Below are 20,498 nucleotides of genomic sequence, written 5' to 3'. Positions count from 1 at the left end.
TTTACGATGAACAATGCTCTGAAATTCGCCGCCCTGGCTCTGGCCGCTGCTCTGGCCACTGGTTGCAGCACCGCTAACAAGGAAAGCGAAGCTCGCCTGACCGCTACCGAAGACGCCGCTGCCCGCGCTCAGGCTCGTGCTGACGAAGCCTACCGTCACGCTGACGAGGCCCTGGCCGCCGCTCAGAAAGCTCAGCAAACCGCTGACGAAGCCAACGAGCGCGCCCTGCGTATGCTGGAAAAAGCCAGCCGCAAGTAAGCGCCCCGGCTGGGAAGGCGAGTGGCAACAGTCGCCTTTCACGGAGCAAACGAAAAGCCCGCCATTTCGATGGCGGGCTTTTTGTTTGGCTGCTCGGAGGCGCCTCGATTGGGCGCCTCCAGCCTGGATCACAGGGTCTTGGCAGGCGCCTTGGCCACCGTCCCCGGAGCCACGCCGGCGGGCAGGTCGGCGATTTCCACCGGCAGGCCGTCCTGGCCCTGCACCACGTCACGCACGGTATTCCAGTTCACCGCGCTGTTGGCCTGCAGCAGGTCGTCACGCTTGATCAGCGCATTGACCACCGCGGCCTGGCGGTCGATCTCGGTCGGGTCGCCCTTGAGATTCACCGGCTGGTGGGCTTCCAGGTAGAGCTTGCCCTGGCTGACGCCGAACTTGTAGGGCTCGTCGATGATCCGCACCGGGGTGCCGATCGGCAGCATCTGCACCAGCTCGGTGACGTTGAAGTTGTACATGCGGAAGCAGCCATGGCTGGTCTGGGTGCCGATACCGAACTTCCGGTCCGAACCATGGATCAGGTAACCCGGCATGGTCAGGCGGATCTTGTAGGGTCCCAGGGGATTGTCCGGACCGGGCGGCACCACCTTGGGCAGCGGATCGCCTTCGGCGGCGTGCTCGGCGCGAATCGACTCAGGCGGATACCAGGCCGGGTCCTTGATCTTGTCCACCACCTTGGCGACCCCGACCGGCGAGCCCCAGCCCTCACGGCCGATACCCAGCGGATAGGTGAACACCGTGTGCCCACCCTTGGGGTAGTAGTACATCCGGTATTCGGCGATGTTGATGACGATGCCTTCCCGCGGCCCCGGCGGCAGGATGAAGCGCGTCGGCAGCACGATCTCGGTGCCGGCGCCCGGCAGCCAGGCATCCACGCCCGGGTTGGCGGCGACCATCTCGTTGTAGCCCAGGTCGTACTTCTGGCCGAGGTCGGCGAAGGTGTCTTCGTAGGCGGCCTTGATGACCTGAACCTCACCGACCAGGTCTTCGCCGGGCGGCGGCAGCGGCAATTCCAATGCCTGCGCCGTACCCGCGCTCAACAGACCAAACAGCGAGAGGGAACCGACCAGGGTCGAAACGCGCGCGGGCATGGGATGAATCCTTGCAAGGAGCAGTGAGGTGAAGGCGCGAATTGTACACGCCCCGATCCACGTCCGGCAGAGCCTAGAGCCTGTTCAAAGGCTCGCGAGCTAGAGCCAAACAAGGCGAAAAGACCTGAGGAAGCGGAGTTTACGAGTGGTAAATGAGCATTCCGAAGGGCTTTTCAACGCCGTTTGGCCGACGCGCAGCAGACTTTGAGCAGGCTCTCAAAAAGCCTGTAACGGATTGGGCAGGCCGCGCTTGGCGCCCTGCAAACGCTCCATGCAGGCCGGGCACAGGGTCTTGAGGCCCAGCGCGCGACGATCCAGCGGATGCAGGCGCGGCCGCGCCGGCAGCAGGGTGCCGCACAGGGTGCGGTCGGTGGGCGAGCCCAGCTCCAGTTGGCGGGCGACGATATGGACCCGGCCCTCGCGGCAGGCGAACAGGTCGAGCTGGGCATCGGGCTGGATCAGCTGATAGCCATGCATGGACCGGGAAAGGCGGGACATCGGGATACTCCAGGGGCGGTTCCGCCGAGCGGTCGATCGGCCGGACCGGCGGGGGCGCGCAACCTTAGCGGAAAGGCCCGCCGGGGAAAAGTCCGGCGTTCAGTCGCGCAGCACGCGCTGTAGTTCCGGCCAGGCGTTGTCCAGCAGGCGCTGCTGGGCATTGGCCCGCGGATGGATGCCGTCCGGCTGCATGAAGGACGGATCGCCCCCTACCCCGTCGAGCAGGAAGGGCACCAGGGACACCCCTTCGGCCTTGGCCACGTCGACATAGACCTGGGCGAAGCCATCGGTGTAGCGCGGCCCGTAGTTGGGGGGCAGGCGCATGCCCAGCAGCAGCACCCGGGCACCGCTCTGCTTGGCCTGCTGCACCAGGGCGGTGAGGTTGCGCTGGAACTGGGCCAGCGGCTGGCCGCGCAGGCCGTCGTTGCCACCCAGTTCGATGGCCACCACGTCCGGCCGGTGCTCGGCCAGCAGCGGCGGCAAGCGGGCCAGGCCACCGGCGGTGGTATCGCCGCTGATGGAGGCATTCACCACCTGGTAGTCGCTCTTCTGTGCCTGCAGTCGCTGCTCCAGCAGCCGCACCCAACCCTGACCCTCGGCCAGGCCATAGCCGGCGCTGATGCTGTCGCCCACCACCAGCAGGGTGCGCGCCAGGGCCAGCGGCGTCATGACCAGGCAGAGCAGCGCCAGCAGCCAGGCAATGCCTTGCCGCAAAGGCGCGCTGGACTTCGCCCGGATTTTTGACTCTAACTCGCCACAACCGCCCGTCTGCGGGCCTTTCGGATACGGCATTGGAAACCTCATGAGCGAAGTCATCTTGATGGCGCGAAACCTTAGCAAGGTCGTCACGGGCGCGGAAGGCGCCCTGCCGATCCTCCAGGCGCTGGATCTGGAGATACGGGCCGGCGACAGTTTGGCCATCGTCGGCAGTTCGGGTTCCGGCAAGTCCACCCTGCTCGGCCTGCTGGCTGGCCTCGATCTGCCCAGCGCCGGCGAGGTGCATCTCGCCGGACAGCGCCTGGACGCCCTCGACGAAGATGCCCGCGCCCGGCTACGCGCGGAGCGAGTGGGCTTCGTCTTCCAGTCCTTCCAATTGCTCGACAGCCTCACCGCCCTGGAGAACGTGATGCTGCCGCTGGAGCTGGAAGGCGCACGCGAGGCCCGCGCGGAGGCCAGCGCCCTGCTGGAAAGAGTCGGCCTGGGCGAGCGGCTGCGCCACTATCCGCGCCAGCTCTCCGGGGGCGAGCAGCAGCGGGTGGCCCTGGCACGGGCTTTCGCGCCGCGACCGAGCATCCTCTTCGCCGACGAACCCACCGGCAATCTGGACAGCCGTACCGGCAACCACATCTGCGACCTGCTGTTCGAGCTCAACCACGAGCGCGGCACCACCCTGGTCCTGGTGACCCACGACGAACGCCTGGCCGCCCGTTGCGCCCGCCAACTGCGCCTGGAAGGCGGCCGGCAGGTCGCGGCATGAGGACGACCGGTCTACCGTTCGCGCGGCTGTTCGCGCTGGCCTGGCGACAGAGCCTGCGCGAGATCCGCGCCGGCGAAATCCGCCTGCTCTGCCTGGCCCTGGTGGTGGCCGTGGCCGCCAGCGTCGCCATCGGCTACTTCACCGCGCGCCTGGGCGCCGGCATGGAAAATCGCGCCAGCGAATTCCTCGCCGCCGACCTGGTGCTGCTCGGCAGCGAACCGGCGCGCCCCGAGCAGGTGGACGCCGGCCTGCGCCTGGGCCTCGCGCACAGCCGGACGCTCAATTTCAGCACCATGGCCGCGGGTGCCGAGGCCTTGCAGCTGGCCAGCGTCAAGGCGGTCCAGGCCAACTTTCCCCTGCGCGGCGAGGTGCGCAGTGCCGCGGCACCGGACGCGCCCGACCAGCCGGGCGGCGCTCCGGCAAGCGGCGAGGCCTGGGTGGAGCCCCGACTGCTGCTGGCGCTGGACGCCAAGGTCGGCGACCGCCTCGACATCGGCCGCAAGTCCCTGAGCATCACCCGGATACTCACCTACGAGCCGGATCGCGCCGGCGACTTCTACAGCCTGACGCCCCGGGTACTGATCAATCTCGACGACGTGACCGCCACCGGGGTCATCCAGCCCGGCAGCCGGGTGCGCTATCGCGAGCTCTGGCGCGGCGAACCGGCGGCCCTGGCGGCCTACCGTCAGGCCCTGACGCCGCAGCTGGCCGCCAACCAGCGCTTCGAAGGGCCGGGCGACGGCAATCGGCAGCTGGGCAACGCCCTGGAGCGCGCCCAACGCTATCTGGGCCTGGCGAGCCTGGTGGCGGTGCTGCTGGCCGGCGTGGCCGTGGCCCTGTCGGCCAATCGCTTCGCCACCCGGCGCTTCGATGCCAGCGCCCTGCTGCGTTGCCTCGGCCTGACCCGGCGCGATGCCCTGACGCTCTACGGCCTGCAACTGGGGCTGCTGGGCCTGGCAGCCAGCCTGCTCGGCGCCCTGTTCGGCTGGTTGGCGCAGCTGGTGCTGTTCGAACTGCTGCATGGCCTGCTGCCGACGCGACTGCCCCCGGCCGGGCTCGGCCCGGCACTGGCCGGCATGGGCACCGGGCTGGTCGCCCTGGTCGGCTTCGCCCTGCCACCGCTGGCCGCCCTGGGCCGGGTGCCGCCCTTGCGGGTGCTGCGCAGCGATCTGCAACCGGTGCCTCTGCGGACCTGGGCCGTCTATGGCTGCGCCCTGCTCGCCCTCGGGCTGATCATGTGGCGCCTGTCGCTGGATCTGCGCCTGACCCTGGCGCTGCTGGTCGGTGGCCTGATCGCCGGGCTGCTGTTCGGCAGCCTGCTCTACCTGGCCCTGCGCAGCCTGCGCCGGGTCATGCAGGGGGCGCCTTTGGCCTGGCGCCTGGGTCTGGGCCAACTGCTCCGTCATCCCCTGGCGGCGGTGGGCCAGACCCTGGCCTTCGGCCTGATCCTGCTGGCCATGAGTCTGGTGGTGCTGTTGCGCGGCGAATTGCTGGAGCGCTGGCAGGCGCAACTGCCGGCCGAGGCGCCCAACCACTTCGCCCTCAATGTTCTACCGGACGAACGCCAGGCCTTCGCCACGGCGGTGGCCGGTCTCTCGCCCCATGCCAGCCCGCTCTACCCCATCGTCCAGGGCCGCCTGGTCAGCGTGAAGGGCCATCCCGCCCAGGAAGGCCTGGAAGACGACTCCCGCGGCGGACGCGCCACCCGGCGCGACCTCAACCTGACCTGGTCGGCCGAGCTGCCGGCCGGCAATCGGCTGGAAGCCGGCCAGTGGTGGGATGCGGTGCCGACGGGCGACCTGCCCGGTGTCTCGCTGGAAAGCGAGCTGGCGCGCAGCCTGGGGGTGGGCCTCGGCGACACCCTGGGCTTCGTCATCGGCGACCGCCAGATCGAGGCGCGGATCACCAGCCTGCGCCAGGTCGGCTGGGACAACTTCCAGCCCAACTTCTTCGTCATCTTCGCCCCGGGGGCCTTGGAGGGCGTGCCGGTGACCTACCTGGGCAGCTTCTATCTGCCGCCCGGCCACGACCGCGAGCTGCTGGCGCTGGCGCGGCAATTCCCGGCGGTGACCCTGCTGCCCATCGACGCCCTGCTCGATCAGTTGCGCAGCATCCTGCGCCAGGTCAGCGTGGCGGTGGAGTTCGTGCTGCTCTTCGTGCTCGCCGCCGGCATCGCCGTGCTGCTGGCCGGCCTGCAGGCGACCCTCGACGAGCGCATCCGCCAGGGTGCCCTGCTGCGCGCCCTGGGTGCGCGGCGCGAGCTGCTGCAACGGGCGCGACGGACCGAATTCATCCTGCTCGGCGGCGCCAGCGGCTTGCTCGCCGCGCTCGGTTGCGAGATCGTCAGCGCCCTGCTCTATCGGCTGGCCTTCGACCTGGACTGGCAGCCCCACCCCTGGTTGCTCCTGCTGCCGGTGCTGGGCGCCCTGCTGGTGGGCACGGCCGGCCTGCTGGGCACGCGGCGGGCCATCACCGCCAGTCCGTTACTGATCCTGAGAGAAAGCTGATCCATGAGTCGTTACCGACCACCGCGCACCGCCGGCACCCCCCTGATCACCCCCGCTGGCGAGGCCCGGCTACGCGCCGAGCTCCATGAACTCTGGAACGTGCGCCGGCCCCAGGTCACCCAGGCGGTGAGCGAGGCGGCGGCGCTGGGCGATCGTTCGGAAAACGCCGAGTACATCTACGGCAAGAAGATGCTGCGCGAGATCGACAGCCGGGTACGCTTCCTGCGCAAGCGCCTGGAGAATCTCAAGGTGATCCGCGAGCGCCCGGCCGATCCGGGCAAGGTCTATTTCGGCGCCTGGGTCACCCTGGAGGACGACGAGGGCGTCGAGGCGCGCTATCGCATCGTCGGCCCGGACGAGCTGGACCTCAGGCAGAACCTCATCAGCATCGACTCGCCCCTGGCGCGGGCCCTGGTGGGCAAGGCAGTGGACGCGGAAGTGCGGTTGCAGACGCCGGCCGGCGAGCAGCGCTGGTATATCGTCGAGATCGACTACCTCGATGATTGATCGCTTCGACAGGTACTCCCGTCAGAAAAACGTGATGCAGATCACATAAATCAGGCAAATTTGCGGCATGAACGGCGGAGGACCGCCATCTCCAAGCAGGATTCGCTGCATGAGAGCGCCAACGCTCTACGCTTTGCCCACCAACCGCCGCTTGCGCTGGCTCGTTACCAATCGGGATCCGCTTGATGAAAACCTGCTGCGGCAACTGCTGGGCGGCCCGTTCTCTTCACGCAGCGCCCTCTTCGCCGGCGCCCTGAACAGCCTGCTGATCAGTTGGACCTGTGCCTTCCTGAATCCCACCCCGGTGTTCATTGGCTGGATGATTCTCGATACCCTGATCTGGCTCGCGCGCCTGGTACTGGTGCATTGCATCCAGCTGATGGGGGGGCTGGCGCCGCCGCTGCTCAGCGAAGTATCCCTGATACTCGGGCTGCTCTGGACGGCCACCCTGGGCATGGGTACGGCCGCCTGCATCCTCAGCGGCGATGCGGTGCTGCAGATGCTGGGCTGTACCTCGGCGGTGGCCATGAACGGCGCCATCACCATGCGCAACCAGGGTATCCCGCGCTACGCCTTCCTGCAGATCCTGCTGACCGACGTGCCGATGAAACTGGCCACCCTGTTCCAGCCCGAACCGATGCTGCGGTTGTTCCTGTTGCAGGCGCCGCTTTACCTGAGTGCCAACTGGATCCTGTTGAACAATCTCAACCGCAATCTGCTGCGGTCGCTGACCGCCGAGGCCGATAGCCGCTGGCACGCCACCCATGATGACCTGACCGGGCTCTACAACCGCGCCGGCATCCTCGCTCTGCTCGAGGGCGCCCTGCGCCGGCCCCGCTCATGGTCCGCTAGCGTGGCGGTCTTCTATCTCGATCTGGATGGCTTCAAGGGCGTGAACGACTCACAGGGCCATGCCGCGGGCGATCGCCTCCTGCGAGCCTGCGGCGCCCTGTTGGCCGGCAGCGTGCGGCAAAGCGATTTCGCCGGACGCCTGGGGGGCGATGAATTCCTGCTGGTGATGCAGGACGCCACCGAAGAGGGCGCTCGGGAGCTGGCACAGCGCATCCTCGAACGCCTGTCGGCGCAGGGTATGAACGCGAGCATCGGCATCGCCCTGCAGCAGCCCCTGGAAGACGGCCCGAGCCTGCTGGCACGGGCGGATCAGGCGCTCTACACCGCCAAACTGGCGGGCAAGGGCGGCTTCCGGGTGGCCCACCCCACGGTTAGCGCCGCCGAGTGATCACACCCTGGCGCGCCACCCGGGTCAGTTCCCGCACCAGGGGTTCGAGACCGGCCCGGCCGGGCGACTGCACCACGGCGAAGTCGAAGCTATCGTCGCCGAAGGCACGCAGCTGTTCGACCTGATCGGCGAAGCGGATCTGCAGGGTGCGGCTGTGGGGCCAGCGCTTGGGCCAGCCTTCGAGATAGCGCAGCAGCGTGGGCTGGTCGGGACCACCAAGGAGGATGGCGGGATGGCAGGCGAGCTTGCCCTGGGTCAGCGGGGTAAGGCGTAGCGGGAGAGGGAGCATGGGACGAAATTCCGCCTCGTAGATCCAGCTGGGCGGTAGTACGAGGCCTGTTCCGTCCAGCGCTTTAGCGGTATTTGGGAGCGCCCCGCAAGTTGCTGTTTAAATCGGCGCGGGATCATCCTAGGGAGGGCCCGGCGGCCCTGTCAAGCGGGCTTCAACCATCCTCGTGCCTGGCATCCTTGGTGCCCGTCGCCGCCACGGCCGGCGCCTCCAGGCGCGCGCGCTCCCGACTGAAGGCCACCCGGTACTTGTTGACGCTGGCCACGTAGTTGACCACCCCGATGCCCACCTCCTCCGCGGCGATGCGTTCGACCTGGAAGAACCAGCGGTCGCCGTCCAGCCCCTGCTGGCGCGCCTTGGCCCGCAGCGCCTGGACACGTTCCGGACCCAGGTTGTAGGCCGCCAGGGTGAAGGCGCGACGTTCCCGCTCGGTCAGCCGCGGACTGGCGAAGAATTCCCGCCGCAGCCGCGCCAGATAGCGGGTGGCGGCCTTGACGTTGTCGTCGGCGGAATGCAGGTTGCGCACCCCGACGCTGCGCGCTGCCCGCGGGGTGATCTGCAGTAGCCCCGCCGCACGCCCGGCGCCCCGCGCTTGGGGATCGAGACCGGATTCCTTGTAGGCCATGGCAGCCAGGGTCAGCCAGTCGAAGTCGTAAGCCTTGGCATAGCGCTGCAGGAGCGGCCGCACCTGGGCCAGTCGCTTGCGGTCATGGGCCTGCAGTGGATCGCGCACCTGGTAGCGACGGGCGGACGCCTGGCGAAAAGCCTTGTCGTCGTCGCGTGCCTGGGGTTGTCGGGCAAAGGCGCGCACCCGTTCGGCGAGTTGCTGCGCCGGGCCGCGCAGATACCAGAGCTGTACCTGGTCATGGGCAACTACAAGCCGATCAGCCACCCGCAGGCGCGGCAGTACCCGCGCCCAGCGATGGGCCAGGCCGGATTCGACCACCGTGAGCGGATAGATACCAGCCTGGGTCAGCTCCAGCACGTCTTCCACCGCCAGGGTGGGATCGGCCCACTCGATCTGCACCGGTTTCAGCTTGCGTCTTGCCAACTGGGTATTGAGCCGCGCCAAGGCCGAACCGGCCTCGCTGCCCTGGGGCAGGACCACCCGCCGCCCCGCCAATAGCTCCAAATGCCGCGGTAGGCGCTGGCCACGACCGCTGACCACCACCAGATTGGTGGGCGCCGCCACCGGCGCGGCGATCAGGGCCGAATGCGCTGGCGGCAGCAGGGTCTCCCCGGGTGCCACCAGATCGCCCTCGCCCCGTTGCAGCGCCGGCAGCAGGTCTTCCTTGGCCTTGGGTACGAACACCAGACGCAGCGGCCGGCCACCGGGTTGATGCTGGAGATAGCGAGCGAAGGCTTGCAGCCGCCGATACTCGATGCCCAGTGCCTGGCCGTTCCATTCACCGGAGCTGTGGCGGCTCTGGTTGACCAGCACACGCAATTCCCCAGCGCGCTCGATGGCGACCAGATCGCGCGCCGCGACGTGACGCGGGGCTTCGGGCGGCAAGGCACCCAGACGGGCCTGGACGGAACAGGCGAATAGGCAGCCGAGCACAGCCAGGGTGAATCGAAACGGCATCCAGGACTCCTGACCTGGCCGGGACAGCGCCGATAGCACCCGGACTATGGATAGAATGAAGAAATAAAGTCTGCAGAAGGCCAGCACCATGCAATTGATCGACATCGGCGTCAACCTTACCCACCCCAGCCTGCTCAAGGAGGTGGACGCGGTGATCGAGCGGGCCCACGCCGCCGGCGTGTTGCAGTTGGTGCTCACCGGCACCACGCTCGAAGACAGCGAAAACGCCCTCAATCTCTGCCTGCGCCTGGACGCCGGTGACGCCCTGTTCAGCACCGCCGGGGTCCATCCCCACGAGGCCTCGACCTGGGATGCCGCCGCCGCCAAGACCCTGCGCGACCTGGCCAGCCAGCCCAAGGTGCGCGCCCTGGGGGAATGCGGCCTGGACTTCAATCGCGACTTCACGCCCCGTCCACAGCAGGAACGCTGCTTCGAGGAACAATTGGCGCTGGCCGCCGAATTGCGCCGCCCGGTGTTCCTCCACGAGCGCGACGCCAGCGAGCGCATGCTGGCGATCCTGCGCGACTACCGCGACCACCTGCCAGCCGCGGTGGTGCACTGCTTCACCGGCGAGCGCAAGGCGCTCTATGGCTACCTTGATCTGGACCTGCACCTGGGCATCACCGGCTGGATCTGCGATGAGCGTCGCGGCCTGCACCTGCACGAACTGGTCGGGCAGATCCCGGTCGGTCGGCTGATGCTGGAGACCGACGCCCCCTACTTGCTGCCACGCACCCTCAGACCCAAGCCGCGCCATGGTCACAACGAGCCGGCCTTCCTGCCGGAGATCCTGCGCACCGTGGCCCGCCTGCGTCACGAAACACCCGAGCAGACCGCCCTGCACACAACGGCCACCGCCCGCGCGTTCTTCGCGCTGCCGGAAAGCGCCATACCAGAGCGGGCCGAGGAGTTCGAGTAAGGGCCCGGCGCCGTTACGCTAAAGTCGAGATCGCGCAGGCCGTTAACCTCAGGGCTTATTCCACGGCGTCGCCCTCCTCCCTGCAGGATGTTGACGCCAGTCAAGATTCGAGGCGCGCCGGCCTGTCAGGCTGTGCGGCCCCGCCGACTGGATGCCCCCTATGTTCGCCTGGCTGCGTGATCTCTCTCTCAAGTACAAGTTCTGGGCGGTGAATGCCGTCGCCTTCCTCACCAGCCTGTTGCTGGTGCTGTTCGCCATGCAGCTGGAAGTATCCGGCCGCGCCGAGCAGCTCAAGGCGGTCAAGGCCGCCCTGGGCGAGGCAGCCGCCTCGCTCAGCGCCCCGACCTTCGGCGACGTCTTCCTGGCCCGGGCGCCGGAATACGCGCTGGCCGTGGGGGTGCTGATGCTGGCGCTGCTGGTGGCCTCGCAATTGCTGATCCGCTTCATCCTGGGCAATCTGCAACGCCTCAAGGACACCATGCTGCGGGTGGAACGCGACGGTGATCTCACCGCCCGGGTCGAGGTGCGCGGGCGCGACGAGGTCGGGCAGATGACCCAGGCCTTCAACGCCATGCAGGACAGCTACACCCGCGTCGTCGGTACCGTCGCCGCCAGCGCCGCCCAACTGGACGAAGGCGCCGGGCGCCTGGTCAGCGGCATGCAGGGCGTACGGTGTGGCATGCAGGATCAGCAGCAGGAGACCGACCAGGCTGCCACGGCGATCAACGAGATGAGCGCCACGGTGCAGCAGATCGCCGAACACGCTGCCGGTACCCGTGACCAGTCCCAGGAAGCCGACCGCCTGGCCAATGCCGGCCAACAGGCGGTGGAGCGTGTCAGCCATTCCATCGCCGACCTCTCCCAGGGCGTGCAGCAGACCGCGGTGATGATCCAGGAGCTGGCCGAGAACAGCGAGCGCATCACCAGTGTGGTCAACGTCATCCACGGTATCGCCGAGCAGACCAACCTGCTGGCCCTCAACGCCGCCATCGAGGCGGCCCGCGCCGGCGAGGCCGGCCGCGGCTTCGCCGTGGTCGCCGACGAGGTCCGCAACCTGGCCAAGCGTGTCCAGGGCTCCACCGACGAGATCACCCGCATGGTCGACGGCCTCCAGGCCGGTACTCGCGACGCCGTGGAATTCATGCGCGACAGCTCGCTCAAGGCCGACGACTGCGTGATCCAGGCCGGCGCCGCAGGGCAAGCCCTGGCCGACATCACCGCCGCCGTGACCCTGATGCGCGACAGCAATACCCAGATCGCCGTCGCCGCGGAACAGCAAGCCCAGGTGGCGGAAGAGATGAGCAGGTCGGTCGTAGGCATCCGCGACGTCACCGAAAGGACCATGCTGCTCACGCAGGAGTCGGCCGCCACCAGCACCGAACTGGCCGGTCTTGCAGGAACCCTGAACCAGGCGATCCGCCAGTTGCGCCTATAGCCCCCATAGCGAGAGCGCATTCGCACGGTTGCCCGACAGGCGGCAAGATGCCCGCACCTTTTCGGAGACCCGTCATGCGCTCGGTCACTACCTTCACCTCCGCCGTCCTGCTGTTCCTGGGCCTGGGTTGCGTTGCCCAGGCCCTGGGCAGTGCCCATCCTCAATCCTCGATCCTGGCCGGTCTAGTCTGCCTGGTGGCCTTCGCGCTGCAGGAGCCGGACCGCCTGCCCGCGGGCGTATCGCTGCGCGCCTAGCGCCCGTACCTAGCCCGCACGCAGCTGCCGCCGCAGCCGTTTCAGCGCCCGCTCGAGCGCCGCCGGGTCTTGCGGCCGGCCGGCATAGCGCTGCGCCTGGAAGGCCTCGGTGAAGGCCGCGATCTCCGCCTGCGCCGCCGGCAAGGACTGCATCGCTCGCCGGGCGAAGGCCCCGGCCGCCTCGCCACCCTGGCGCGCCACCCCCTGGCGAGCCAGCAGCCGCTCGAACTGCCCGAAGCGCGCCAACAGCGGATCGGGGGAGCGTTGCCAGGGTCGCAACACCAGCAGCGCCATGAGTCCGAGCACCGCCAGTACCAGCAGCGCCAGCACCAGGCCTAGGCGCTGCAGGCCGCCTTCACCCAGTAGCCGCTTGAACAGGTCGCCCTGGGTCTCCCCTTCGTAGTTGAGTACCCAGCGCTGCCAGCCATAGTTGATCCGGTCCCAGCCCAGCCGCAGGCTGGTGAGCCAGGCCAGGTTGCGATAGCGATTGGCGGCGAAGGGATTGTCGGCGAGGAACTCGTTGGCGGCGCCCTGGGCGGCCAACGCTTCCTGCAAGCCGCGCTCGATTCGCGTGGGCGCCACCTGTGCAGTGGGATCGACACTCACCCAGCCGCGCTCCGGCAGCCAGAACTCCACCCAGGCATGGGCATCGAATTGCTGCACCAGCAGGTAGCCACCCGCAGCGTTGAATTCGCCACCCTGGTAGCCCGCCACCACCCGCGCCGGAATGCCTGCCACCCGCAGGGCAAAGGTCATGGCGCCGGCATAGTGGGCACAGAAGCCGCGGCGATTGTCGAACAGGAAGGCATCGATGGCATCGACACTGGCGGTCGGCGGCTGCAGGGTATAGACGAAGGGCTGCTGGCGGAAATAGGCGAGGATCGCCTCGGCCAGGGCCTCGGGCCGTGGATCGCGCGCCTTGAGCCGGGCCACCCAGGCGCGGGTACGGGGTTCGCCGCCAGCGGGTAATTGCAGCGCTCGCCGCTGGCTGGAGGCGGACAGCCGCCCCGCCTCGCGCACCGCCTGCGGCCAACTGGTCACCTGGTAGCGCAGGGCCTGGTCCACCGGCCGCCGGCGTTGCAGATGGAAGTCGCTGGCCAGCCGCACGTCCCGCTGATCGCTGCGCGCCACGTCCAGGCCATAGAGCCAGGGTCGCCCACTCGGCTCCATGATGATCTGGTAGCCGAGAGTGGGCCCCTTGGGGGTCCAGGTCGGCTCCGGGCCCCAGGCCGTATCGGGATCGACCGACCAGCGGGCCCCGTCGAAACGCTCGTAGGTGGTGGCGCGCCAATAGAGGTCGCGCTGGGCGGGGCGCTCGCCGTCGAAGCTGACGCGGAACACCCGCTCGGCGGACTGCGAGAGCTGGGCGATCTCCCCCGGTGCCATGCTGTCGCCCAGCCCGGTACGCGCCTGGTCGCCCGGCTGTGGCAGCGACCAGAGCGGGCCGAGCCGAGGGAACACCAGGAACAGCAGTATCATCAGCGGCACCGCCTGCAACAGCAGCTTGGCGGCCACCCCCAGGGTCGCCAGCGGACGCGTGGCCAGGACGCTCTGCTGCAGACCGATCAAGGCCGCCACCAGGGCGGTTACCGGCAGCAGGCTGTAGAGCGCGGCGAGCAGGCCGTCTTCGAAGAGGTAGGCGATTACCACGGCGAAGAAGCCCAGGTAGATCACCACCAGGGCATCGCGCCGGCTGTGCATCTCGATCAGCTTCAGGGCGAAGGTGACCAGCAGCAGCACGGCGCCGGCATCCAGGCCGATGAAGGAGCCGCGCGACAGCCAGATGCCCCCCATGGTCAGCAGCAGCAGCCCGCCCTTCTCGATCCGCGTCGGCGCCCGCACCTGCATGCGGAACAGCAGCACCCGCCAGCCGGCGCAGAAGGCCCAGAGCAAGCCGACCCAGGGCGGCAGATGGGTGAGGTGCGGCAGGATCACCAGCGCCTGGGCCACCAGCAGCCAGATCAGGGCGATGCGCGGAATGGGTTGCGACACGGCGGTGCTCATGTCGGCCGCCCGAACAGGGCCAGGGCCTGCAGCGCCGCATCGCGATGGCTCTCGCCGCTAGCGGGCGCCAGCTCCAGCCCGGGCAGGCGCAAGCCAAAGCGCAGCTGGCGGGCACTGCAGTCCAGCACCGCCTGGCACAGCCAGGACAGCCGGGTCTCGGTATCGCCATCGAGCACGCTGAAATCCAGCCAGAGTTCGCTGCCCACCAGGGCGCTGAAATCCTTCACCAACAGCCCCTGCCCGCGGGAAAACGCCTTCCAGTCGAGGCGGCGGCGGGAATCGCCCGGCTGGTAGGCTCGCAGCCCCTGGAAGTCATCGGCGCCCTGACCGGCGCTGCGCTGCCCTTCCTCGCCACCCGCATCCAGCCCGCTGCGCGGCAGGGGTGCGTTCAGCAGGGGCGACGGATAGACCAGACCGCGTACGTCCAGGTCCAGCCAGCTCCAGGCGACGAACAGGCCCAGGGGAAACCGGCTTTCCACCCGCAGGCGTCCGGGCCGCAGCCAGCCACGGTTCGGCGCCGGGTGGAACAGCTGCAGGGCCACTCCCTCGCCGGCAGGCACGTCACTCAGCACCAGCGGCTGGTCACGCCAGCCCAGCCCGATGGCCTGGTGCGCCCCTCGCTCGCTTTCCAGGCGCACGCGAAAGCCCGCCGACTCGCCAGCGAACACCGGGCTGGCACCGCCACCCGCCAGGTGCAGGCCGGCCAGGTTGCGATAGGTGTGCAGCATGGTCACCAGGGCCAGGGAGAACAGCAGGAAGGTCAGGCCATAGGCCAGGCTGTTCTGGTAGTTGATGCCGGCCAGCAGCATCAGCGCCAGGGCCAGGCCGAAGGCCGCCCCCTGGCGAGTGGGCAGGATGAAGATGCGCCGCTGATCGAGGGTGATGCGATTGGCCGGTGGAATTCGCCGGGCCAGCCAGCCGTCTCGATAGCGCTGCCAGGCGCCGCCGGTCACAGCGCCGGGACTTCGCGCAGCAGCCACTGCACCAGGGCGCCACCCCCATGCCCGGCGGGATCGGCGATGTCGCGCAGGCGATGCCCGGCCACCGCCGGGAGCACTGTCTGGACGTCCTCGGGTAGCACATGGTCGCGCCCCGCCAGCAGTGCCCAGGCCCGCGCCGCGGCCAGTAGCGCCAGGCTGCCACGGGGTGACAGGCCCAGGGCGAAGGTAGCCTGGCTGCGGGTCGCCTCGACCAGGCGTAGGACGTAGTCCACCACCGCCTCGCTGGCATGGATGCGCGGCACCTCGGCCTGGATCAGCCGCAGCTGGGCGTGGTCCAGCAGGGGCTCCAGCCGCGGCAGCTGCTCGCGCCCGGAACCGCCGAGCAGCAGCGCCCGTTCCGCCGCGCGGCCCGGATAGCCGAGCGACAGGCGCATCAGGAAGCGGTCGAGCTGGGACTCCGGCAGGGCGAAGGTGCCGCCCTGGGAGATGGGATTCTGGGTGGCGATGACGAAGAAGGGCTCGGGCAGCAGCCGGGTGGCGCCCTCGATGGTCACCTGGCCCTCCTCCATGGCTTCGAGCAGGGCGCTCTGGCTCTTGGGCGTGGCGCGGTTGATCTCGTCGGCCAGCAGCAACTCGGCGAACACCGGCCCGGGATGGAAGACGAACTGGCCGCTGTCGCGATCGAACACCGAGGTGCCGAGGATATCGCCGGGCAGCAGATCCGAGGTGAACTGGATGCGCTGGAAGGACAACCCTAGCACCTTGGCCAGGGCATGGCTGAGGGTGGTCTTGCCCATGCCGGGCAGGTCTTCGATCAGCAGGTGCCCCCGTGCCAGCAGGCAGGCCAGCGCCAGCCGGACCTGGGTTTCCTTGCCCAACAAAACGCCGTCTACCGCCTTGAGACAGGCGTTCAACCTATCGTGCATACCCTGAGGTCTCTCGCCTTGCGCCGACGCGAGAAGGCGTCGGCCTGCAGAACGAGAATAGCAGCACCTGCTGCCGGCAGCCTCGCGCCGGAGGTTTAACGCTTATTTCAGGGTGGCGAGGATGTCTTCCACGGCGCGGGCCGGATCGGCGGCGCGGGCGATGGGACGGCCGATCACCAGGTAGTCGGAGCCGGCGTCGAGGGCCTCGCGGGGGGTGAGGATGCGACGCTGGTCGTCGAGGGCGCTGCCGGCCGGACGGATGCCGGGGGTGACCAGTTGCAGCCCGGGCTGCGCGGCCTTGAGCGCCGGTGCCTCTTGGGCCGAGCAGACCAGGCCGTCCAGGCCGGCGCGAGCCGCCAGACCGGCCAGGCGCAGCACCTGCTCCTGGGGATCGACGTCCAGACCGATGTCGGCCAGGTCCTCGCGCTCCATGCTGGTCAGCACGGTCACGCCGATCAGCAGCGGTTTGGGAACGCTCAAGGCCTCCAGGGTCTCGCGACAGGCGGTCATCATGCGCAGGCCACCCGAACAGTGGACGTTGACCATCCAGACGCCCATTTCCGCCGCGGCCTTCACCGCCATGGCGGTGGTATTGGGGATGTCGTGGAATTTGAGATCGAGGAAGACTTCGAAACCACGCGCGCGCAGGGCCTCGACCACACCGGCGGCGCTGGCGGTGAACAGCTCCTTGCCCACCTTGACCCGGCAGGTGGCGGGGTCGAGCCGGTCGGCCAGCGCCAGGGCGGCGGACGACGAGGGGAAATCCAGGGCGACGATGATCGGAGACGGGCAGGCGGACATGGGGGCTCTCGGCAAAACGGCAAAGGCCGGCATTTTCGCAGAAAAGCGCGGCGCGGGCACTGGTCGGCCGCCCGCCAGGGTCTCGGCGCAACGCTCTACCCGTGCCTCAACCGGGCTTGAGCAGGCGTTCGCGTAGCCAATTGCCCGCCGGGCCCAGCGGGCGCCGACGCGACCAGACCACATCCACCGCCACCTGTTGCGGCCAGCCGGGCACGACCAGTTCCGCCAGTCGCCCCTGGCCGTAGCCCGCCACCAGCCAATGCGGCAGCTCCGCCCAGCCGAAGCCCTGCACGCCCATTTCCAGCAGCAGCAGGTAGTCGGGCGCCGACCAGCAGCGTCCGCGGGTATCCGGCAGTCGGCAGGCCGGCGGCGGCGCCTCCGTCACGGTACTCAGGCGCAACAGCCGATAGGGCGCGAGATCAGCCTGGGTGAGCCCCTGGCACCCGGCCAGCGGATGATCCTTCGCTACGTAAAGTCCCAGCGTCACCAGGCCGTCCAGGGTAGCCGCCTCGATGTCCGCCGGATAGGGCGGCTGGGCGGCCAGCAGGCCCAGGTTGGCCCGCCACTGCACCAGGCTGAGCACATCGGCATCCTCGGCGATCAGGCACTCGAATTCGAGATCCGGATAGCGCTGGTCCAGCTCCGTCAGCAGGGCCTCGTAACGCGTGGGCTGGTAGGTATCGGAGATTACCAGGGTCAGCCGTGGCTCCACGCCAGCCGCCAGCTGGGTGGCGCGATTAGCCAGGCGATCATGAGCCGAAAGCACTGCGCGGGCCTGGTCCAGCAGTTGCTCGCCGGCAGCCGTGAGCACGGGATAGCGCCCCTGGCGGTCGAACAGCACCACCCCCAGCTCATCCTCCAGCCGGGCGATGCTCTCGCTGATGCTGGACTGGCGCTTGCCCAGCATCCGCGCTGCCGCACTGAAGGAACCCGTCGCGGCGGCTTCGACGAAGGCCTCGAGGGCCTCGGCATTGGGATACATATCGGCCTAGCCTATGGATACCACTTTGATCTCCCTAGCTTAACCGATGAGACTGAAAGCCTGTCCACCAAGGGAGAAGCTTTCATGTCCATCCATCTGACCCAGCGTCCCGCCAGTGCCCGTCTGCTGCATGCCGTGTTGTTCGAAGGTATCGCCATTCTGCTCTGCGCCCCGACCCTGGCCTGGCTGCTGGACCGTTCCCTGGCGCACATGGGTCTGCTCACCGCGGCCTTTTCCGCCATTGCCATGATCTGGAACCTGATGTTCAACCTGGCTTTCGACCGCCTGCAGCAGCGCCTTGGCTTCGACCGTGGGCTAGGGGTGCGTCTGCTGCATGCGCTCGCCTTCGAAGCGGGGCTGATCGTGGTGCTGGTACCGCTGGCCGCCTGGTGGCTGTCCATCGGCCTGTGGCAGGCCCTGCTGCTGGACCTGGGGCTGATCCTGTTCTTCCTGCCCTACACCCTGGCGTTCAACTGGCTCTACGACCTGGGTTACGCCGCCTGGCTCAAACGCGCTAACGCCTCCTGCCAGGCGCACTGATAAGCTCTCCTGTGGTCGAACGACCATAGCCACTCAAGGAGAAGACAGATGCCCTGGTATGCCTGGTTGATCCTGCTGGTCGCCATCGGCTCCGTGGTCGGCGGCCTATTCATGCTCAAGGACACCGCCCGCAAGGTGCCCCTGACCGAGGAACAGAAAGCCAAGATTCGGCAGCGCAATGCCGAGATGGACGCCAAGGAAGCGCAGGATCGCTGAGCGCCTATCCTGGCTTCGTGAGCGAGGCCCTGCCGCACATCGGTGCCGCAGGGCCTCGTCGCCTCAGAGACTGTTCAAAATCCGCTGCGCGTCGGCCAAACCGCGTTGAAAATGGCCTGGATCGCCAGCCCCGCCTGGGCGGCCCCGTCGCAATGCTCATTTACCACTCGTAAACCCGAGCGCGGGTCCGATCCGCTTCCTCAGCTATTTTCCCGGGGCCGCCTAGGCCTTGTTTGGCTCTAGCTCGCAAGATTATGAACAGGCTCTCAGGACTCCAGCGGCTCCTTGGTATTGACGTACTCCGGCACCTTGGCCAGCGGCAGGCTGCGCGCCTGTTCGCGAGTCGGCCCCTGGCGCTTGGGTAGCGGCTCGAGGCGCTGGGTCTCACCGCTCTCCAAGGCCCGTTCGATGGCCGCCAGCACCCGCACGTCACGCCACCCCTCGTCGCCATCCATCTCCGGCCGACGATCCTGGAGGATGCAGTCGGAGAAGTAGGCCGTCTCGCCGCCGAAATGATCGACCACCGGCGCCTTGTGCTCACTGGTCTCGCCGTCCACCGTCAGGCGATAGCCGATGGCGACGCCTTCACCGAAGCCGAAGCACGGCGACGCCTCGATCTCGCCCTTGCTGCCCACCAGCTGGAAGCGCTCGGTGTTGGGGCCGCTGAAGCTGACGGTGAACGTGGCCAGCCGCTCCTGCGGAAACCTCAGGGTCACGGTCACGGCATCCCAGGTGGTGACGTCACGCCCAGGTGTCCGCGCACCCACGGCACTGACCTCGCTGGGCTCGTCGCCGAACAGCCCGCGCACGGCATTGAGCGGATAAGGCCCCATGTCGGTGACCGGCCCCGCCCAGAAACCGTGCTGGGCGCGATGGTTGGCGGTGTCGAGGGGCTGGACGAAGGTGGAGGTGAACAAGCGCGGATCACCGATCTCGCCGTTGCGCACCCGCTCGATCATCGCCACCGTGCCCGGCTCGCAATGCAGGCGGTAGGCGATCATCAACTTGGCGCCGGAGCGCTCCGCCGCGGCCTTGATCGCCTGGCACTCGTCCTCGCTGATCGCCATCGGCTTTTCCAGCAGCACATGGATGCCCGCGTCCAGCGCCGGCACGGCGAATTCCAGATGGCGGAAATTGGGCGTCGCCAGATAGATCGCATCGATCTCGCCTGACGACAGCAGCGTCGGAAACTCTTCGTAGGTATAACTCTTGAGACCGTACTTGGCGGCCAGGTCCCGCGCCTTGACAGGATCGCCGGTGACCAGGGCGGTCATCTCGGAATTGCTGGTCTGGCCGACCCCAGGCATGAAGGCACCCTGGGAAATCCAACCACCGCCTACCACCGCATAACGAATCTTGCCTGTCGCACTGGGCATGGAACGCTCCCGAAGCCAGGCGGACGACATGTCCGCCACCTGAACTGTCGGCAAGCGCGGGGCCGATGAAGTTCCGAGAACGGTTTCAGCAGCGGCCCCACTCAGCGCCGGAAGCGCAGCTCCACCTCGGCCCCCTCGAAGTCGTCGCTGCGATCGCGACTGATGACCCGCCCGCCCAGCTGGAAGCGACCGGGGTCGTCTTCACTGCGAAACAGCTGCGGCAGCAGACCTGACTCGGCCACCGTCTGCCCGGCATGGCCCGCGGCACGGTGGGAGGTCAGGGCCTGAGGCTTGTCGAGATCGCCAGGCACACTCAAATCCAGCGGTCGCTGGATCACCGGGGCTTCCTTGGCCGGCGCGGGCTTTTTCAACTGGGTATTCTTCGCCAGGTCCTTTTTCCTCGGCGGCGGCTCCGGCAGGACCAAGGCCCTGGCGGGCAGCGGGTCCAGGCGCAGGGCGCGCAATTCCGCGGCGCTGGTGGAGCTCTCGCTCGCCACAGGCGGCGCCTTGGCGACCGGCGACACCGGAGTGGCCGGTGCCTTGGCTGCAGGCGGCGGGGAATCGCCATCGCAGCCGGGCAGTAACAGGATCGCCGTCATCGCTACCGCAGCCAGATATCCGCGCATAGGGTCCACCA

At 68.3% G+C, this 20,498-nt stretch carries 22 protein-coding genes; 10 read left to right on the top strand and 12 right to left on the bottom strand.

The genetic code is table 11. The annotated features are described in order from the left end of the window. Window positions 1-6 precede the first annotated feature (6 nt). The gene (locus tag AR540_RS04900; protein WP_007160560.1) at window positions 7-258 is read left to right on the top strand and encodes an Lpp/OprI family alanine-zipper lipoprotein; all 252 of its coding nucleotides are present in this window, start codon (window positions 7-9) and stop codon (window positions 256-258) included. 128 nt (window positions 259-386) lie between these two features. On the opposite strand, the gene AR540_RS04895 is transcribed toward AR540_RS04900, so the two are convergent. The 3 genes from AR540_RS04895 to AR540_RS04885 all read right to left on the bottom strand — a co-directional run bounded on the left by AR540_RS04895 (window position 387) and on the right by AR540_RS04885 (window position 2,531). Further along, window positions 387-1,364 carry a L,D-transpeptidase family protein gene (locus AR540_RS04895; RefSeq protein WP_059226707.1) on the bottom strand — a complete coding sequence of 326 codons (978 nt, stop codon included), beginning with the start codon at window positions 1,362-1,364 and terminating at the stop codon, window positions 387-389. A 216-nt stretch (window positions 1,365-1,580) separates the two neighbouring features. Beyond that, window positions 1,581-1,862 (bottom strand): hypothetical protein, encoded by a 282-nt coding sequence (locus AR540_RS04890; protein WP_059226706.1) that lies wholly within the window; start codon window positions 1,860-1,862, stop codon window positions 1,581-1,583. A 99-nt stretch (window positions 1,863-1,961) separates the two neighbouring features. Next, window positions 1,962-2,531 (bottom strand): arylesterase, encoded by a 570-nt coding sequence (locus tag AR540_RS04885; RefSeq protein ID WP_236712024.1) that lies wholly within the window; start codon window positions 2,529-2,531, stop codon window positions 1,962-1,964. Window positions 2,532-2,664: 133 nt separating this feature from the next. Here AR540_RS04885 and AR540_RS04880 point away from each other — a divergent pair, with 133 nt between their 5' ends. The 4 genes from AR540_RS04880 (at window position 2,665) to AR540_RS04865 (ending at window position 7,593) form a co-directional block, all read left to right on the top strand. After that, the gene (locus tag AR540_RS04880) at window positions 2,665-3,339 is read left to right on the top strand and encodes an ABC transporter ATP-binding protein (RefSeq protein WP_059226704.1); all 675 of its coding nucleotides are present in this window, start codon (window positions 2,665-2,667) and stop codon (window positions 3,337-3,339) included. Continuing rightward, window positions 3,336-5,846, top strand: a complete 2,511-nt coding sequence (locus AR540_RS04875; RefSeq protein ID WP_059226703.1) for an ABC transporter permease — start codon at window positions 3,336-3,338, stop codon at window positions 5,844-5,846. The genes AR540_RS04880 and AR540_RS04875 overlap by 4 nt, the downstream gene beginning before the upstream one ends. Before the next feature lie 3 nt (window positions 5,847-5,849). Continuing rightward, complete coding sequence (gene greB / locus AR540_RS04870; RefSeq protein ID WP_059226702.1) at window positions 5,850-6,353, top strand: transcription elongation factor GreB; 504 nt, start codon at window positions 5,850-5,852, stop codon at window positions 6,351-6,353. 109 nt (window positions 6,354-6,462) lie between these two features. Next, window positions 6,463-7,593: a GGDEF domain-containing protein gene (locus AR540_RS04865; protein ID WP_065242504.1), complete on the top strand. Its 1,131-nt coding sequence runs from the start codon at window positions 6,463-6,465 to the stop codon at window positions 7,591-7,593. Here AR540_RS04865 and AR540_RS04860 read toward each other — a convergent pair. Beyond that, a complete protein-coding gene (locus AR540_RS04860) occupies window positions 7,577-7,882 on the bottom strand; it encodes a hypothetical protein (RefSeq protein ID WP_059226700.1) in 306 nt (101 codons plus the stop codon). The genes AR540_RS04865 and AR540_RS04860 overlap by 17 nt on opposite strands. A 154-nt stretch (window positions 7,883-8,036) precedes the next feature. Continuing rightward, on the bottom strand, window positions 8,037-9,467 hold the full coding sequence (locus AR540_RS04855) for a transglycosylase SLT domain-containing protein (RefSeq protein WP_059226699.1): 1,431 nt from the start codon (window positions 9,465-9,467) through the stop codon (window positions 8,037-8,039). Between the two features lie 88 nt (window positions 9,468-9,555). Between AR540_RS04855 and AR540_RS04850 the strand changes: the two genes are divergently transcribed. The 3 genes from AR540_RS04850 to AR540_RS04840 all read left to right on the top strand — a co-directional run bounded on the left by AR540_RS04850 (window position 9,556) and on the right by AR540_RS04840 (window position 12,075). Continuing rightward, window positions 9,556-10,386, top strand: coding sequence for a TatD family hydrolase (locus AR540_RS04850; RefSeq protein WP_059226698.1), 831 nt, complete (start codon window positions 9,556-9,558; stop codon window positions 10,384-10,386). Window positions 10,387-10,546: 160 nt separating this feature from the next. Continuing rightward, window positions 10,547-11,821, top strand: a complete 1,275-nt coding sequence (locus AR540_RS04845) for a methyl-accepting chemotaxis protein (protein WP_059226697.1) — start codon at window positions 10,547-10,549, stop codon at window positions 11,819-11,821. A 74-nt stretch (window positions 11,822-11,895) separates the two neighbouring features. After that, window positions 11,896-12,075, top strand: coding sequence for a hypothetical protein (locus AR540_RS04840; protein ID WP_059226696.1), 180 nt, complete (start codon window positions 11,896-11,898; stop codon window positions 12,073-12,075). A 9-nt stretch (window positions 12,076-12,084) separates the two neighbouring features. Here AR540_RS04840 and AR540_RS04835 read toward each other — a convergent pair whose 3' ends face one another. From AR540_RS04835 to AR540_RS04815, 5 genes are all read right to left on the bottom strand, one after another. Continuing rightward, window positions 12,085-14,079, bottom strand: coding sequence for a transglutaminase TgpA family protein (locus tag AR540_RS04835; protein WP_059226695.1), 1,995 nt, complete (start codon window positions 14,077-14,079; stop codon window positions 12,085-12,087). Then, window positions 14,076-15,059: a DUF58 domain-containing protein gene (locus tag AR540_RS04830; RefSeq protein WP_442963756.1), complete on the bottom strand. Its 984-nt coding sequence runs from the start codon at window positions 15,057-15,059 to the stop codon at window positions 14,076-14,078. Before AR540_RS04830 ends, AR540_RS04835 begins: the two co-directional genes overlap by 4 nt. Next, window positions 15,029-15,946, bottom strand: coding sequence for an AAA family ATPase (locus AR540_RS04825; RefSeq protein ID WP_059226693.1), 918 nt, complete (start codon window positions 15,944-15,946; stop codon window positions 15,029-15,031). Before AR540_RS04825 ends, AR540_RS04830 begins: the two co-directional genes overlap by 31 nt. Before the next feature lie 102 nt (window positions 15,947-16,048). Next, window positions 16,049-16,747: an orotidine-5'-phosphate decarboxylase gene (gene pyrF / locus AR540_RS04820; protein WP_059226692.1), complete on the bottom strand. Its 699-nt coding sequence runs from the start codon at window positions 16,745-16,747 to the stop codon at window positions 16,049-16,051. Between the two features lie 106 nt (window positions 16,748-16,853). Further along, window positions 16,854-17,729: a LysR family transcriptional regulator gene (locus AR540_RS04815; protein WP_059226691.1), complete on the bottom strand. Its 876-nt coding sequence runs from the start codon at window positions 17,727-17,729 to the stop codon at window positions 16,854-16,856. 84 nt (window positions 17,730-17,813) lie between these two features. Here AR540_RS04815 and AR540_RS04810 point away from each other — a divergent pair, with 84 nt between their 5' ends. After that, window positions 17,814-18,269, top strand: coding sequence for a multidrug/biocide efflux PACE transporter (locus AR540_RS04810; RefSeq protein ID WP_059226690.1), 456 nt, complete (start codon window positions 17,814-17,816; stop codon window positions 18,267-18,269). 48 nt (window positions 18,270-18,317) lie between these two features. After that, on the top strand, window positions 18,318-18,485 hold the full coding sequence (locus AR540_RS24370) for a DUF2897 family protein (RefSeq protein WP_065242503.1): 168 nt from the start codon (window positions 18,318-18,320) through the stop codon (window positions 18,483-18,485). 266 nt (window positions 18,486-18,751) lie between these two features. Here the strand turns inward: AR540_RS24370 and AR540_RS04805 are convergent, their stop codons facing one another. Together AR540_RS04805 and AR540_RS04800 are read right to left on the bottom strand one after the other, a co-directional pair. Beyond that, window positions 18,752-19,861, bottom strand: coding sequence for a Gfo/Idh/MocA family protein (locus AR540_RS04805; RefSeq protein WP_059226689.1), 1,110 nt, complete (start codon window positions 19,859-19,861; stop codon window positions 18,752-18,754). 101 nt (window positions 19,862-19,962) lie between these two features. Beyond that, window positions 19,963-20,487: a hypothetical protein gene (locus AR540_RS04800; protein WP_236712005.1), complete on the bottom strand. Its 525-nt coding sequence runs from the start codon at window positions 20,485-20,487 to the stop codon at window positions 19,963-19,965. Window positions 20,488-20,498: the final 11 nt, after the last annotated feature.

The sequence above is a fragment of the Pseudomonas sp. EpS/L25 genome, from assembly GCF_001512295.1.
In the GTDB taxonomy this organism is placed as follows: domain Bacteria; phylum Pseudomonadota; class Gammaproteobacteria; order Pseudomonadales; family Pseudomonadaceae; genus Chryseomonas.
This window is presented reverse-complemented; position numbering and strand designations above follow the sequence as displayed.

What these genes read in the sequence shown, in the direction of transcription:
- AR540_RS04900 (WP_007160560.1), top strand. Translation starts at nt 7, where the DNA reads ATGAACAATGCTCTGAAATTCGCCGCCCTGGCTCTGGCCGCTGCTCTG.
- AR540_RS04895 (WP_059226707.1), bottom strand. Translation starts at nt 1,364, where the DNA reads ATGCCCGCGCGCGTTTCGACCCTGGTCGGTTCCCTCTCGCTGTTTGGT.
- AR540_RS04890 (WP_059226706.1), bottom strand. Translation starts at nt 1,862, where the DNA reads ATGTCCCGCCTTTCCCGGTCCATGCATGGCTATCAGCTGATCCAGCCC.
- AR540_RS04885 (WP_236712024.1), bottom strand. Translation starts at nt 2,531, where the DNA reads ATGACGCCGCTGGCCCTGGCGCGCACCCTGCTGGTGGTGGGCGACAGC.
- AR540_RS04880 (WP_059226704.1), top strand. Translation starts at nt 2,665, where the DNA reads ATGAGCGAAGTCATCTTGATGGCGCGAAACCTTAGCAAGGTCGTCACG.
- AR540_RS04875 (WP_059226703.1), top strand. Translation starts at nt 3,336, where the DNA reads ATGAGGACGACCGGTCTACCGTTCGCGCGGCTGTTCGCGCTGGCCTGG.
- greB (WP_059226702.1), top strand. Translation starts at nt 5,850, where the DNA reads ATGAGTCGTTACCGACCACCGCGCACCGCCGGCACCCCCCTGATCACC.
- AR540_RS04865 (WP_065242504.1), top strand. Translation starts at nt 6,463, where the DNA reads ATGAGAGCGCCAACGCTCTACGCTTTGCCCACCAACCGCCGCTTGCGC.
- AR540_RS04860 (WP_059226700.1), bottom strand. Translation starts at nt 7,882, where the DNA reads ATGCTCCCTCTCCCGCTACGCCTTACCCCGCTGACCCAGGGCAAGCTC.
- AR540_RS04855 (WP_059226699.1), bottom strand. Translation starts at nt 9,467, where the DNA reads ATGCCGTTTCGATTCACCCTGGCTGTGCTCGGCTGCCTATTCGCCTGT.
- AR540_RS04850 (WP_059226698.1), top strand. Translation starts at nt 9,556, where the DNA reads ATGCAATTGATCGACATCGGCGTCAACCTTACCCACCCCAGCCTGCTC.
- AR540_RS04845 (WP_059226697.1), top strand. Translation starts at nt 10,547, where the DNA reads ATGTTCGCCTGGCTGCGTGATCTCTCTCTCAAGTACAAGTTCTGGGCG.
- AR540_RS04840 (WP_059226696.1), top strand. Translation starts at nt 11,896, where the DNA reads ATGCGCTCGGTCACTACCTTCACCTCCGCCGTCCTGCTGTTCCTGGGC.
- AR540_RS04835 (WP_059226695.1), bottom strand. Translation starts at nt 14,079, where the DNA reads ATGAGCACCGCCGTGTCGCAACCCATTCCGCGCATCGCCCTGATCTGG.
- AR540_RS04825 (WP_059226693.1), bottom strand. Translation starts at nt 15,946, where the DNA reads ATGCACGATAGGTTGAACGCCTGTCTCAAGGCGGTAGACGGCGTTTTG.
- pyrF (WP_059226692.1), bottom strand. Translation starts at nt 16,747, where the DNA reads ATGTCCGCCTGCCCGTCTCCGATCATCGTCGCCCTGGATTTCCCCTCG.
- AR540_RS04815 (WP_059226691.1), bottom strand. Translation starts at nt 17,729, where the DNA reads ATGTATCCCAATGCCGAGGCCCTCGAGGCCTTCGTCGAAGCCGCCGCG.
- AR540_RS04810 (WP_059226690.1), top strand. Translation starts at nt 17,814, where the DNA reads ATGTCCATCCATCTGACCCAGCGTCCCGCCAGTGCCCGTCTGCTGCAT.
- AR540_RS24370 (WP_065242503.1), top strand. Translation starts at nt 18,318, where the DNA reads ATGCCCTGGTATGCCTGGTTGATCCTGCTGGTCGCCATCGGCTCCGTG.
- AR540_RS04805 (WP_059226689.1), bottom strand. Translation starts at nt 19,861, where the DNA reads ATGCCCAGTGCGACAGGCAAGATTCGTTATGCGGTGGTAGGCGGTGGT.
- AR540_RS04800 (WP_236712005.1), bottom strand. Translation starts at nt 20,487, where the DNA reads ATGCGCGGATATCTGGCTGCGGTAGCGATGACGGCGATCCTGTTACTG.